Raw genomic sequence first — 13,190 nt, forward strand, 5'->3', positions numbered from 1 at the left:
GGCGTGTCAGGTGGAGCCAATGCAGGCCCTGACCGGGGGTACCAGATCCTGTGGTGGACAGCCGCAGGATTCATGGGGGCCTCCGGTGCTGGCGCATCCCTGCTCGGCGTTGCAGGAGAGCTGCCACACATCTGGCTCCTCGCCCCCATCTCCTTCGTCTGGCTCACCCTCGACTGGCCCGCAGGGCTCCACCCGTCGGCCTCGCTGCGCACCGCGGCGACGGTCGCCGCGATCTCGGCGATCGGGTTCGTGACGGCCTTCAGCATGGAGGCCTCCCTCGTCGACTGCGTACGCACCGCCGTGGGGGTGCCGATCCAGGCGTACGTCATGGCTCTCGGCTACCGGTGGGCCCGCACCCGCCTCCTCGACAGCCCGCGACATCCGCACCTCCCGGAAGTGGGCGCCTGGCGCAACCAGTGGGCAAGGGAATGGGCGCCGACCGACTCCCGCGACATCGCGGCGCTCGGGTTCGCCGCCACCCTCAGCGGCCTCGTCTCGCTGCTCATCGGCGCCGCGCCCGGCCTCCACCTCGGCGCGGTCGGCAGCGCGCTCGCCCTGCAGTGGCTCTCGCACGTATTCGTCACCACGACCGTCGGCGGCGCCACGATCCTGATCACCTTCTCCACCTGGCAGCCGGCTGACCTGAACCAGCCGTGGGGAAAGGTCTTCCTGCTCTGGCTCACCTCGGTCGCCCTGCTGGCGTGGGTCTACACCACCGGCACGGTCACGATGGCCTGGCTGAGCGTCCTGCCGATCCTCTACGTGGCGATGTCCTACCGGCTCTGGACGACCAGCACCTTCGGCATCCTCGTCGGGCTGGTCAGCATCCTCTTCTCACCGACCCTCAACACCCTCGACGCCCCGATCGGCCCGATCCCCCTCGGAGTCGTGATGGACCTGCTGGTCTCCACCCTGATCATCGTCTCGCTGCTCCTGGCCCAGCTCAACCAGCGTCGGGACCAGCTCGTGCAGGACCTCGAGGCCGAGCGCCACCTGGCCCGCCGGCAGATCGAGATCCAGCGCAACATGTTCGAGTCGATGCCGGACGGCTTCGTCGTCCTCGATCGGGACCTGGGGGTGCGCTTGCACAACGCCGCATCGGTGCAACTGCTCGGCAGGGCGTTCCCCGACGAGAAGCCGCCCTCCTGGACCGAGTACTTCTCGATGACCAAGGTTGACGGCTCTGCGCTGACCGATCGGGAACTGCTCGCCGCCCAGTTCCTCACCTTCTCCGTCGCCGGCTCCTCGCTGACCCTGCGACAGACCGTGACCCCGCTCAGCGACGACCACCGTGACGGATGGATCGTCTGCCTCTCCGACATCACCGACCACCAGAACCGCCTCCAGGAGCTGAGCGGCTTCGCCGGGATCGTGGCCCACGACCTGCGTACGCCGCTGACCAGCCTCGAGGGCTGGCTCGAGATGGCGCAGGAGACGCTGGAGGCCGGCGACCAGGAGAAGGCCGGGGTGCTGCTCACGCGAGCACAGACCAGCAACAGGCGAATGCGAGAAGTGATCAGCAACTGGCTCGACTACACCGTCCAGCGTGAGGGCACCCTGGCGTCGACCGAGTTCCCGTTGTCGGTCCCGTTGCGGGCCACCGCCGCCGCGGTCGCCGAGAGCGGGCCCCACATCTTCACGCTCAACACCTTCCACGACGTGCGGGCCGACCTCGGCCTGGTGCGTCAGGTCTTCGCCAACCTCATCGGCAACGCCTCCAAGTTCGTACACCCCGGCGAGACCCCGAACATCGAGGTCAGGTCCTCACTGGCCGAGCCCGGCTGGATCCGGGTCGAGGTGATCGACCGCGGCATCGGGTTGCCGCCGGGTGAGGAGGAGTTGATCTTCGACGAGTACCACCGCGCCGCGGGGGCCGCCCAGAAGCTCGACGGCTTCGGGATCGGGCTCGCCTTCTGCCGTCGTTTGGTGGAGCGGCACGGCGGTCAGATCAGCGCTGCCACCAACGAGTACGGCGGAGCCACGTTCACGTTCACCCTGCCGGCTGCCGAGACGGGCGCCAGGATCAGGTCGCCCCGCACCGTCGCCGCGGGGTAGTCAGCGAGTCACGAGGGTGCGCGAAGCCGACAGGAATCGCGTGGGCAACGCGGTCGACGAGCGCAGGTGGATGTTCTGCAGCAGTCCGATCGCGAGCATCCCCGCGAAGACCGAGGAACCGCCGTACGACACGAAGGGCAACGGGACACCGGTCACGGGCATGATGCCCAGGCACATGCCGATGTTCTGGAACGCCTGGAAACCGAACCAGCAGGCGATGCCGGCAGCCGCCACCCGACCGAACATGTCCTCGGTCTGCTGGGCGATGGAGAGCGCGCGCCAGACCACGGCCGCGGTCAGGGCGATGACGAGGCCGGCGCCCACCATGCCCAACTCCTCCCCGACGGCAGTGAAGATGAAGTCGGTGTGCTGCTCAGGGACGAAGCCCGACTGGGTCTGGGATCCGTCGAAGAGACCTTGGCCGAAGAGGCCGCCGTTGCCGACCGCGATCCTGGCCTGCTCGGTGTTGTAGCCGGCACCGAGAGGATCGAGGCCGGGATCGGTGAACGCCATGAAGCGGTCGAGCTGGTACGGCTTCAGCACGCCCGCCGTGACGGCCACCGTGGCAGCCGCCACCGCCCCCACGACGAGGCCTCCGAGCCACCGGCGTGAGGCACCCGAGATGGCCAGGGCGCCGAACACGGTGGCGCTGAGGACGAGCATGGTGCCGAGGTCGGGCTGCAACATGATGAGCGCTGCCGGCACCGCGGCGATCAGCAGGATGGCGAGGACGTCGGAGGAGCCGACGGGGCGACGCCAGTTGCCCTCGGTGCGCTCGGCCACCAGCAGCGCGATGCCGATCACCACCGCCAGCTTCGCGAACTCCGAGGGCTGGATCGACATCCCCAGGATCCGGATCCAGGACTTCGAGCCGTTGGTCTCCGTGCCCATCACGAGCACCAGCACCAGTCCCACGACGGAGGCCAGGTAGACCGCGGGCGCCAGGATCCGCACCCAGCGGTGGTCACACGCCATCACCAGGACCATCAGCACGGCCCCGATCGCGACGTTGACCATCTGCTTGCGCAGGTACGAGGTGGAGTCACCGCCGGTGAGGTTCTCCCGCGACGCCGTGGTCGACCAGACCACGAGCGTGCCGATGACCAGCAGCCCGAGGACCGCCACCATCAGCACCCAGTCGAGGCCCGGGGCGCGCAGGCCACGCGTGCGGGTGGTCGGCATCATCAGTTGCCTCCCGAGGTGGGTGAACTCTTCGTACGCCTGGCTGCGGCGACCGGGGGGAGGATGGAGCCGTCGTCGGAGAAGGTCGGCAGCGCCGACGGCGGCAGCGCGCCGGGGATGGCTGCCTTGGACCGCACGACCTCGGACCCCTTGATGCCGTAGAGGTTCTCCCAGATCGTGCGGATCGAGTCACCCGTGGAGCCCGACCCCGTCCCGCCCTGGCTGATCATCATGACGACCACGTAGTCCTCGCTGTAGGAGGCCACCCAGCCAGTGGTCTGCTTGCCGAAGACCTCCGCCGAGCCGGTCTTCGACCGGATCGTCACCTCGTCCAACGGGAAGCCGCCGAGTTTCCAGCTCATGGTGCCGACCCGGGAGACGCCCTTGAGCGAGGAGTCGATGTAGGAGAGCTGCTTCTTGGTGAGCTTGACCTGACCCGCCTTGCTGGGCTCGATCTCGGCCAGCACCTTGCCCTCAGGGCTGACGATCGCCTTGCCGATGCGCGGCTCCCACAGGATGCCGTTGTTGGCCAGCGCTCCGTACGCCCGGGCGAGCTGCAGCGGGGTGACCATCGTGTCGCCCTGCCCGATGGAGAAGTTGACCGCGTCACCGGCACGGTAGGCGAAACCCTCCACGCAGAACTCGCGGGAGAAGCGGTACAGGAAGTCAGAGGTCTTGGCGCTCTTCGGCCGGTCGGCGATCTCGCAGTAGTAGTCCTTCTGCGCCTCGTAGTAGGAGCGCTTCCAGGCGCGGTCGGCGATCCGCCCAGACGCCTCACCGGGCAGGTCTATGCCGGTCTCGGAGCCGAAGCCGAACTTCTTGGCTCCTTCGACGAGCGGGTCGCGCGCCTCGACGTCAGCGACGTCGGAGCCGTACTTCTTCCAGAAGTCGTGCCCGATCCGGTAGAAGAAGGTGTTGCAGGAGACCTCAAGTGCCTTGTCGAAGCCGATGACGCCGTAGGCGCCGGACTCGAAGTTCTTGAAGGTGCGGTTGCCGACCTGGTAGCCGGAGCCGCAGGGCAACCGGCTCTCGGTGCTGTAGCCGTTGCGCAGTGCGGCCGCCGTCATGAAGGGCTTCCACGTCGAGCCGGGCGCGAACTGGCCCTGCGTCGCGCGAGCCAGGAGCGGGGTGCCGGCCTTCTCCGAGTAGAGGCGGCTCAGCTCCGAGGACGAGATGCCGTCCACCCAGACCTCGGGGTCGTACGTCGGTTGGCTCGCCATGGCGACGACGCGGCCGTTCTTCGCGTCCAGCACGATCGCAGCGCCGGAGTCGGCCTCGTACTTGCGGCCGGTGACCTTGTCGACCACCCCTCGTTGGGTCCGGATCGAGCGGGCCAGCTCCTTCTCCACCACCGACTGCACCTTGGCGTCGATGGAGGTCACCAGGGTGTCCCCGGGGGTGCTGGCGATCTCGCTGTCGTCGCCGAGCACCCGGCCCATCGAGTCGACTGCGACCCGGCGATAACCCGGCATCCCGCGGAGCCACTCGTCGTACTGGCGCTCGACCCCCGCGCGACCGACGACCGAGGCGCCGTTGAGGGACCGGTCGTCCTTCTCCTGCGCGCCGTCGAACTCCTCCTCGGTGATCGGGCTCATGTAGCCGAGCACGTGCGCGAGGTTGACCCCGAACGGTGCCGGATAGGACCGGACGTTCTGCTGCTCCACCACCACACCCGGGTAGTCCTCGGGCTGTTCGAGGATCCGCAGCGCGACCGCCTGGTCGACGTCGGTGGCCACCGGCACGGCCTGGAAGGGCGAACCGTTCCAGCAGGTGCCGGTCTCGGCCCCGTCGTCCCCGCAGTCCAGCAGGACCTTCTCCACGCGCGCCGGCTTCAGGTCGACGGCCGCGGCGACGCGGGTCACCAGGGCCTCGCGCTCGGACTCGGTCAGTTTGGCCAGCACCGAGCGGTCCACCGCGACCACCCAGGAGAGCCGGTTGGCCACCAGCGGCCGGCCCATCGCGTCAACCACCAGTCCGCGCTGCGGCTGCACGACGACGTCACGCACCGACTGGTCCGCGGCCTTGGCCCGGTAGTCGTCCGCGCTGACCACCTGGAGGGTCCACAGACGTACGAAGAGGGTGGCGAAGAGCGCCAGCACGAGCGCCTGCAGCACGAGGATCCGCAGGCGACTGCGCTCGGCACCGGAGACGGCCATCAGATCCGCACCCGCTCGGCGCCGCGCTCAGGGATGCCGTCGAAGAGGCGCATCATCAGCGGCAGCACGACCGGAGTCAGGACCAGGTCCCAGACCAGGGCCACGGCGATCACTCCGAGCATCTCGGTGACCCCGATGGCCGGGTCACGCAGGAGCAGGCCGGTGAGCGCGAAGACCGAGGTCCCGACGAACGAGGAGGCAGCGACCGTCGCCACCACCATCGGGACGGAGGGTCGCGTCTCGGAACGCATCCGACCGGCGATCCAGGCCACCACGACCAGGGCGAGCGCCCAGCGACCGGCGAGATGGTCGGCCGGTGGGACCAGGTCCATCAGCACGCCGGCGGTGAAACCGAGCAGCACCGCGAACTGGGGCCCACGGGTCAGGGCCGCGGCGACCACGACGAGCAGCACGAGGTTGGGGACGACGCCGTTCCAGGCCAGGTGCGGGAAGAGGGAGGTCTGCAGACCCAGGGCCACGACCACGGCGACCAGGCCCACCAGGGCGCGCAGCGCGTTCATCCGATCTTCCCATCGGCCCGCACCAGCGCGCGGTCCGAGGTGGTGTCGGCCGCGACCACGACCCCCACGACGTCGAGGGCGGAGAAGTTCACGAAAGGCACGATGACCGCGCGGTGGCTCTGCTCGCGGACGCTGGCGAAGACGTCGGAGACCTGACCGACCGGGATGCCGGGCACGTACGGACCGGCACCGTCGCTGCCCCAGGTCACCACGGTGTCCCCCTTGGCGGGGACGAGCTTCTGGTCGAGCAGCTCGAGGTCGAGTCGGCCCTCGCGACCGAGGATGCCGTGGCCCTTGAGGAAACCGACCTCCATGGACTCACCGATCCGACCACCCACCACCGACTCCGGGTCGAGGATCAGGAGCACCGTCGCGGTGTTGGGGGTCACCCGCAGCACCCGCCCGACCAGGCCGTCGCTGTTGACCACGGTCATGTCGGGGGCCAACCCCGCACTGCTGCCGGCGTCGATCGTCACGGTGCGGCTGAAGGACTGGGCTGCGCCGTGGCCGATCACCCGGGCCGGGACCAGGGCGCGGCCCAGGTCCGAGGCAGCAGCGGTGAGCGACTCGAACTCGGCCAACGTGTTGGCGTCGAAGGCAGACGTGGCCACGGTGGCGCGCAAGGAAGCGTTCTCCGCCTCCAGGTCACTGATCTCACGGCGCAGGTCGGACTTGCTCCGGAACCAGGTCGGGACGGCCGTGAACGGGCGTACTGCGGTGGAGGTCACTGCCTCCACCGGCGCGAAGGCCTCACCCACGACGGAGCGGACAGGCTCGAGCGGGGAACTGTCACCGGTCTGCTGGTCGAGGACCATCAAGGTGGCGGAGGCCAGGACAAGGGCGATCAGGGTCGAGCGCGGAGGTTGCTGGCGCTGCTCGAACCCGCGCCACCGCTTCTCGCCGACGAAACGCGCGGCCATCAATACCTCCGACGGTCGGAGACCAACACCTGCTGGAGCGCCTCGAACTCCTCGACGCACCGACCGGCGCCGAAGGCCACCGACTCGAGCGGGTGCTCGGCGACGTGGACCGGCATACCGGTCTCGTGGCGCAGGCGCTCGTCGAGGCCGCGCAGCAGGGCGCCTCCTCCGGTGAGCACGATGCCGCGGTCCATGATGTCGCCGGCCAGCTCGGGCGGCGTCTGGTCGAGCGTCATCCGGACCGCGTCGACGATGTCCTGCACCTGCTCCTCGAGGGCGTGGCGTACGTCTGCGGTCGAGACGGTGACCGTGCGCGGTAGGCCGGAGACCATGTCGCGTCCGCGGATCTCGGCCTCGGGCTCGTCGGGCAGCGGGAAGGCCGAGCCCAGGGTCATCTTGACCTCTTCGGCGGTGCGCTCCCCGAGCATCAGGGAGTGCTCCTTCTTCATCCACGAGATGATCGCGTGGTCGAGGTCGTCGCCGGCGGTGCGCACGCTCAGGCTGGTCACGATCCCGCCGAGCGAGATCACGGCCACCTCGGTGGTGCCGCCACCCACGTCGACCACCATGTTGCCGGTCGCCTCGTGCACCGGGAGACCGGCGCCGATCGCGGCCGCCATGGGCTCCTCAACGACGTAGACCCGACGGGCGCCGGCGGAGTAGGCCGCCTCCTTCACCGCTCGCTGCTCGACGGCGGTGATGCCGCTGGGCACGCAGATGACCATCCGGGGCTTGGCGAAGTAGCGACGCCGGTGGACCTGCTGGATGAAGTACCGCAGCATCTGCTCGGTGGCGTCGAAGTCGGCAATCACGCCGTCCTTCAACGGGCGGATCGCGGTGATGGAGTCGGGCGTACGACCGATCATCCGCTTGGCCTCGTGGCCCACCGCGAGCACCTCACCGGTCTCGGTGTTCATCGCCACCACGCTGGGCTCGTCGAGCACGATGCCCCGGCCGCGGACGTAGACCAGCGTGTTGGCCGTTCCGAGGTCCACGGCCATGTCCCGGCCGATGACACTGTTCGCCATGTGCGGTGCCTTCGCTGGTCGTTCTCGCTGGAGGATGCGCCGCGCAGGCGCGACTGAACCAGCCTAGGGAGCCAGAGCCCGAGAATCGGGCAGGACACGCGACCGCTGCCCGCGGCGAGTCGTCAGGTCAGTGGTGGCCCCCGCAGCCACAGCCCTTGGAGGGCAGCGGCGCAGGCTTCGGTCGGGGTGCGGGCCTGGGCGAGGCGGCGACGCGTTCGGCCAGACGTACGGCCGCGTGCGCGACCAGCGACGCCTCCTCGGGGTCGGCCGCCAGCCGTTCCGGGACGTCCCCGCCGAGCAGTCCGGCGGGCTGGGTGAGCCAGATCCAGGCGTCCCAGGGATCCATCCCGGCGTTGAGCAAGGGAGCCAGGACAGGACGCAGCTCGGCTCGCACCTCGCCGGAGGCGTCGAACTGGAAGTCCGGCAGCAGGACGCGCTCCCCGGCCACGACGAGCAGCAGCTCCCCCGCTGCCTTGGCCTTGTGCACCGCGAACCGGGTGGCGTTGACCGTGGCGCCGCGCAGGGCGGCCACCCGGTCGTAGCCCGGAGCCTGGGCCGCGCTGAGCGCGGCGCGCAGGCGAGCCTTGCGGGCCAGCAGGACCAGCGGGACGGGCACGGCGTGCTGCGGCTCGTCGCCCTGGCTGCGCAGGGCCGTGCTCAGCAGCTCGAGGCGCTCGGGGCTGAGCGGCTCCTGGCCGCCGACCTCGTGCCACAGCACGCGACCGTCCTTGTCACGTACGAAGGTGGGCAGGCCGGCCTCGGCCAGGTACTCGTCGAGCCCGAGCTCCTCCAGCCACGCCGCCACCCGCTCGGCGAGAGGTGCCTCTTCGAGGTGCTCGGCCATGGGTGAGCTCCTGCTCAGAGGTTCGGGAACCAGAGCGCGATCTCGCGCACCGCCGACTCCGGGCCGTCGGAGCCGTGCACCAGATTCTCGCGGTTGGAGAGCGACAGGTCGCCGCGGATCGTGCCGGGCGCCGCCTTGCGTCCGTCGGTGGCCCCGTTGATCGCGCGGACCACGTCGATGGCCTCGTCGCCCTCGAGCACCACGGCCACCAGCGGGCCGGAGGTCACAAAGTCGCGCAGCGGCGGGTAGAAGTCGCGCTCCACGTGCTCGGCGTAGTGGGCGTCGGCCTGGGCCGCGTCGATGGTGCGCTGCTCGAGCGCGACCACCCGCAGTCCCTTGGCCTCGAAACGAGCGAGGATCTGACCGACCAGACCGCGCTTGACGGCGTCGGGCTTCAACAGGACGAGAGTGCGCTGGGTCATGGAGCCAGACTAGCCAGCCCCCAACGCCCGGGCTCGGTCGGCCACCTCGACGGGGATCTCCCCCTCGGCGTCGTGGGCCGTCAACGGAACCCCCGCGATTCGCCGCAACGGGACGTGGCCCGCCCATCCCCCCGCCGCCACGTCCTCCGGGTCGTCCCCCGGCCCACCCTGCCGCTCCTTCATCGAGGCCTCGACCAGACCCATCGCCAGCACCTCGGTCGCGGCCAACTCCTTGCGGGTGCTCGCCCGCAGGGTGGCCGCTCGCCCGGGGATCATGTGGTCGATGATCAGGGCCAGCGCATGGTCGCGTTCAGCTTCGTCGCTGACCACACGCGCGGTCCCGATCACCACCGCCGAGCGGTAGTTCATCGAGTGGTGGAAGGGCGACCTGGCTACCACGAGACCGTCCAGCTCGGTCACAGTGACGCAGAGCGTCGTGTTCCGCCCGGCCCGGATCCAGCCCGCACCGACCGACCCGTGCAGATAGAGGGTCCCGCCCTCGTCGGGGCCGTCCGGGTCGACGGCGTACGCGCTCGGCAGGACGACCGGGTGGCTGCCCATGTCGACGCCCACGTGGGCAACCAACCCATCTCGCATCAGGGCCATGAACCGCGCGCGCTCGGTGACCGTGCGGAGGCTGAGCCGGGTCCCGGTGGTCCGCGCCGTGGGTTGGAGGGGTCAGCGTCAGGCCGGTCAGCGTCAGGAGTCAGATGAGCACCCTCCCCGTCTCCGTTGACCGAAGCGATCCGCGACCCCTGGCAGTGCAACTGGCCGACCACGTACGTCGTCTGGTGCTCGAGGGGACCCTGCTCCCGGAGACCCGCCTGCCCAGCAGTCGCGCGCTGGCCCGCGAGCTGGGTCTGGCGCGTGGCACCGTCGAACAGGCGTGGGACCAGCTGCGGGCCGAAGGGTGGCTCGAGGCTCGTCGGGGATCGGGGAGCTGGGTCAGCGGCGGAGCCCACACGCCTAGTGTCCGGCCGCGCGCCAGACCCCCTGCCAGCGCTCCGGCACCTCTGGTCATGCTGGACGCCGGCACGCCGTGGTCGCCGCACCAGGCGCCCGGCCACGAGATGGCCGGATGGCGCCGTGCCTGGCGCGAGGTCTCGGCCGCCACTCCTCCTCGCGGCTACGACGACCCGCGCGGCCTCCCGGCCCTGCGAACTGCGCTGGCCGAGCGGATCAGTCGTACGCGCGGACTCCAGGTGGACCCCGATGAGGTGCTCATCACCTCGGGCACCACCGCTGGCTTCCGACACCTGCTGGCCGTCGTCCCCCGCACCCCGGTGGCGCTCGAGGACCCGGGCTACCGAGCAGCGGCCGCCACCGTCCTGGAGACCGGACGAGAGATCGTCGACCTGCCCGCGCTGGCCCCCGTCACAGACCTGGGCGGGTGCGCCGCGGCGTACGTCACCCCGGCCCACCAGCACCCTCTCGGCCGGGTGATGCCTGCCGAGGACCGCCTCGCCCTCCTCGAGGCCGCTCGCCGGGCGGACGCGTTGGTGATCGAGGACGACTACGACTCCGAGTTCCGCTACGACGTCGCACCCGTCCCGGCCCTGGCTGCGCTCGACCGCGAACGCGTCGCTCTTCTCGGCACCGCGTCCAAGTCGGTGCTGCCCTCGCTCCGTCTGGGCTGGATGGTCGTCCCGGCCCACCTGCGCGAAGCCCTCGACGCCTACCGCTCGCTGACCCACGACACGGCTCCGTGGCCGGTCCAGCACGCCTTCACGACGCTGCTGGGTGAAGGGCACGTCGACGCCGTCGTGCGGGCCGCACGACGGGCGTACGCAGAGCGGGCGCCGCGCGTGGTCGAGGCCCTCTCGCCGCACGCCCAACTCGCGGGTCCGGTGGCGGGGATGTACTCCACCTGGCTGATGGACGAGGCGCGGGCAGTGCGCGTGCACCGGAGGGCCGAGGAGGCCGGCTACCGCGTGAACCTGCTCAGCACCTACTGCCGCAGTGCCCGACTCAGCGGGTTGGTGGTGGGGTTCGGCGGACCGACCGACGCGCAGCTCGACACCGCCCTGAGGGTGCTCGCCGCGGCCCTGGCCGAATGAGCCGGGGTGGACTGCACCCCTACGAGAAGGCTCAGGCCTGCTGCTCCGCGAGCCAGGCGTGCCAGGCGGCCGACTTCTCGCGCTCGATCTTGCGACCGAGGTAGACGGCTCCGAACCACAACAGGGCGAAGACCCCTCCGACCACGAACATCAGGTCGATGACGAAGCCGAGACCGATCGAGGCCACCTGGATGGCCGACCCGATGTGGTAGCCCCAGGACTTGCGCAACAGGCCGGCGGTCAGCAGCGCCAGGACGGCGAGGCCGAGACCCACCACGAGCGCGGTGGTCCGCGGCACTCCGGCCACGGTGATCATGACGGGGGTGGTCAGTCCGAGCGCCACGGACTGCAGCGTCAGGACAGCGGCGCACATCGCCCGCCGAGGGGACTTCGCCGTCTCCCGGGCCACGATCTCCTCGGGGGTCTCCTCGCGAGTCTCCTGGTGCTCCGAGGCTTCCGCCCCAGGGGTGTCCGACAGGTCTCCGGACATCACTTCTCGCCCTTCATCGTGCGGTCGCGTCCGATCCGGCGCAGCATCACGCGCGCCTCGCCGACCGTCACCACTGAACCGGTGACCAGCACGGCACCGGAGCCCAGGGGGTTGCCGAAGGCCTCCCCGGCCTCGGCCAGGGCAGCCGCACGGTCGATCGCGTCAGCCAGGTCGGGGACGACCGTGACCCGCTCCTCACCGAAGACTCCCTTGGCGACCTCGCCCAACGAGGCGGCCGACATGGAGCGCGGCGTGGAGTTCTGGGTGACGATGAGGTGCTCCATGTGCGGCTCGAACTCGACGAGCAGCCCTTCGAAGTCCTTGTCCCCCATCACCCCGATCACGCCGATCAGCGGGCTGAAGGAGAACGAGTCCTCGATGGCCGCCGCCGTGGCCGCGGCCCCGTGCGGGTTGTGCGCGGCGTCGAGCACGATCGTCGGAGAGCGACGGATGACCTCAAGCCGGCCGGGAGAGGTGAACTCCGCGAACGCCGCACGGACGATCTCCTCGTCGAGCGGCTCGTCGCCGATCAGCGCCTCGACCGCGGCCAGCGCAACCACGGCGTTCTGGGCCTGGTGGGCACCGTGCAGGGGCAGGAAGAGGTCATCGAACCGCGACCGCAGACCCTGCAACGACACCAGCTGGCCACCGATGCCGGGGACCCGGGAGATGACGCCGAAGTCCTCGCCCTCGCGCACGACCTGCGACCCCACCTCGGCTGCGCGCGCCACCAGCAGCTCGGTGACCTCGGGGCTCTGCTGGGCGATCACGGTCCGGCCGCCCGGCTTGATGATGCCGGCCTTCTCGGCAGCGATGTCGAGGACGGTGTCGCCCAAGTACTGGGAGTGGTCCACGGAGATCGGCCCGATCACCGAGACCTGGGCCTCGACGACGTTGGTGGCGTCCCACGACCCGCCCATCCCGACCTCGACCACCGCGACGTCGACCGGGGCGTCGGCGAAGGCTGCGTACGCCATCCCGACGACGGTCTCGAAGAACGAGAGCGGGTGCTCCTGCATCTGGTCGACCAGGTGCGTGTAGGGAGCGATGTCGTTGAAGGCGTCGACGAAGGCCTCGTCGCTGAGGGGTTCGCCGTCGATGGAGATCCGCTCGCTCATCTTCTCCACGTGCGGGCTGGTGAAGCGGCCCGTACGCAGGTCGAGCGCGCGCAACAGGGCGTCGACCATGCGGGCGGTGGAGGTCTTGCCGTTGGTGCCGGTCAGGTGAATGACCTGGTAGGCCCGCTGAGGGTCTCCGAGCAGGTCGGTGAAGGCCTGGATCCGGTCCAGGGAAGGCTCGAGGCGGGTCTCCGGCCAACGGGACAGCAACGCGTCAGTGACCTCGTCGAAGGTCTGTGCAAGACGGGGGCCCTCAGGGGCATCAGGAGTGTGGCTCATCGCTCCTGAAGTCTAGGCGCTGGGCCCCGGACCCCCATATCGCCCACTCATACCCAACATTTGGGACAAACAGCCGAGTCGCTGCGCCGAGACAGTGACCGGACGGAGACTTTCGCTC

Annotated in this window: 12 protein-coding genes; 2 read left to right on the forward strand and 10 right to left on the reverse strand. The window is 70.1% G+C overall.

Going from position 1 to position 13,190, the window contains the following annotated elements; all coding sequences use genetic code 11:
- Nucleotides 1-3 precede the first annotated feature (3 nt).
- Entirely contained in the window at nucleotides 4-2,055 is a 2,052-nt protein-coding gene (locus tag DNK52_RS02040; RefSeq protein ID WP_162598556.1) for a sensor histidine kinase, read from the forward strand.
- Here DNK52_RS02040 and rodA read toward each other — a convergent pair whose 3' ends face one another.
- The 8 genes from rodA to DNK52_RS02080 form a co-directional block, all read right to left on the reverse strand.
- Nucleotides 2,056-3,240 carry a rod shape-determining protein RodA gene (gene rodA / locus DNK52_RS02045; RefSeq protein WP_110239036.1) on the reverse strand — a complete coding sequence of 395 codons (1,185 nt, stop codon included), beginning with the start codon at nucleotides 3,238-3,240 and terminating at the stop codon, nucleotides 2,056-2,058.
- Nucleotides 3,240-5,393, reverse strand: coding sequence for a penicillin-binding protein 2 (mrdA, locus tag DNK52_RS02050; RefSeq protein ID WP_110239038.1), 2,154 nt, complete (start codon nucleotides 5,391-5,393; stop codon nucleotides 3,240-3,242). The genes rodA and mrdA overlap by 1 nt, the downstream gene beginning before the upstream one ends.
- Nucleotides 5,393-5,914 carry a rod shape-determining protein MreD gene (mreD, locus tag DNK52_RS02055; protein WP_110239040.1) on the reverse strand — a complete coding sequence of 174 codons (522 nt, stop codon included), beginning with the start codon at nucleotides 5,912-5,914 and terminating at the stop codon, nucleotides 5,393-5,395. The genes mrdA and mreD overlap by 1 nt, the downstream gene beginning before the upstream one ends.
- Complete coding sequence (gene mreC, locus DNK52_RS02060) at nucleotides 5,911-6,834, reverse strand: rod shape-determining protein MreC (RefSeq protein ID WP_110239042.1); 924 nt, start codon at nucleotides 6,832-6,834, stop codon at nucleotides 5,911-5,913. Before mreC ends, mreD begins: the two co-directional genes overlap by 4 nt.
- Nucleotides 6,834-7,862 carry a rod shape-determining protein gene (locus tag DNK52_RS02065; protein WP_110239044.1) on the reverse strand — a complete coding sequence of 343 codons (1,029 nt, stop codon included), beginning with the start codon at nucleotides 7,860-7,862 and terminating at the stop codon, nucleotides 6,834-6,836. The genes mreC and DNK52_RS02065 overlap by 1 nt, the downstream gene beginning before the upstream one ends.
- Nucleotides 7,863-7,989: 127 nt before the next feature.
- Entirely contained in the window at nucleotides 7,990-8,706 is a 717-nt protein-coding gene (locus DNK52_RS02070; protein WP_110239046.1) for a hypothetical protein, read from the reverse strand.
- A gap of 14 nt (nucleotides 8,707-8,720) precedes the next feature.
- Nucleotides 8,721-9,128: a nucleoside-diphosphate kinase gene (gene ndk, locus DNK52_RS02075; RefSeq protein ID WP_110239048.1), complete on the reverse strand. Its 408-nt coding sequence runs from the start codon at nucleotides 9,126-9,128 to the stop codon at nucleotides 8,721-8,723.
- 9 nt (nucleotides 9,129-9,137) lie between these two features.
- On the reverse strand, nucleotides 9,138-9,734 hold the full coding sequence (locus tag DNK52_RS02080) for a pyridoxamine 5'-phosphate oxidase family protein (protein WP_110239051.1): 597 nt from the start codon (nucleotides 9,732-9,734) through the stop codon (nucleotides 9,138-9,140).
- Nucleotides 9,735-9,838: 104 nt separating this feature from the next.
- On the opposite strand from DNK52_RS02080, the gene pdxR reads away from it, so the two are divergent.
- A complete protein-coding gene (pdxR, locus tag DNK52_RS02085) occupies nucleotides 9,839-11,185 on the forward strand; it encodes a MocR-like pyridoxine biosynthesis transcription factor PdxR (RefSeq protein WP_110239053.1) in 1,347 nt (448 codons plus the stop codon).
- Between the two features lie 31 nt (nucleotides 11,186-11,216).
- Here pdxR and DNK52_RS02090 read toward each other — a convergent pair whose 3' ends face one another.
- Both DNK52_RS02090 and DNK52_RS02095 read right to left on the reverse strand, forming a co-directional pair.
- Entirely contained in the window at nucleotides 11,217-11,675 is a 459-nt protein-coding gene (locus tag DNK52_RS02090; protein ID WP_239455328.1) for a DUF4233 domain-containing protein, read from the reverse strand.
- Nucleotides 11,675-13,072, reverse strand: coding sequence for a bifunctional folylpolyglutamate synthase/dihydrofolate synthase (locus DNK52_RS02095; protein WP_110239055.1), 1,398 nt, complete (start codon nucleotides 13,070-13,072; stop codon nucleotides 11,675-11,677). The genes DNK52_RS02090 and DNK52_RS02095 overlap by 1 nt, the downstream gene beginning before the upstream one ends.
- Nucleotides 13,073-13,190 lie beyond the last annotated feature (118 nt).

The organism is Nocardioides gilvus (genome assembly GCF_003194605.1).
In the GTDB taxonomy this organism is placed as follows: domain Bacteria; phylum Actinomycetota; class Actinomycetes; order Propionibacteriales; family Nocardioidaceae; genus Nocardioides; species Nocardioides gilvus.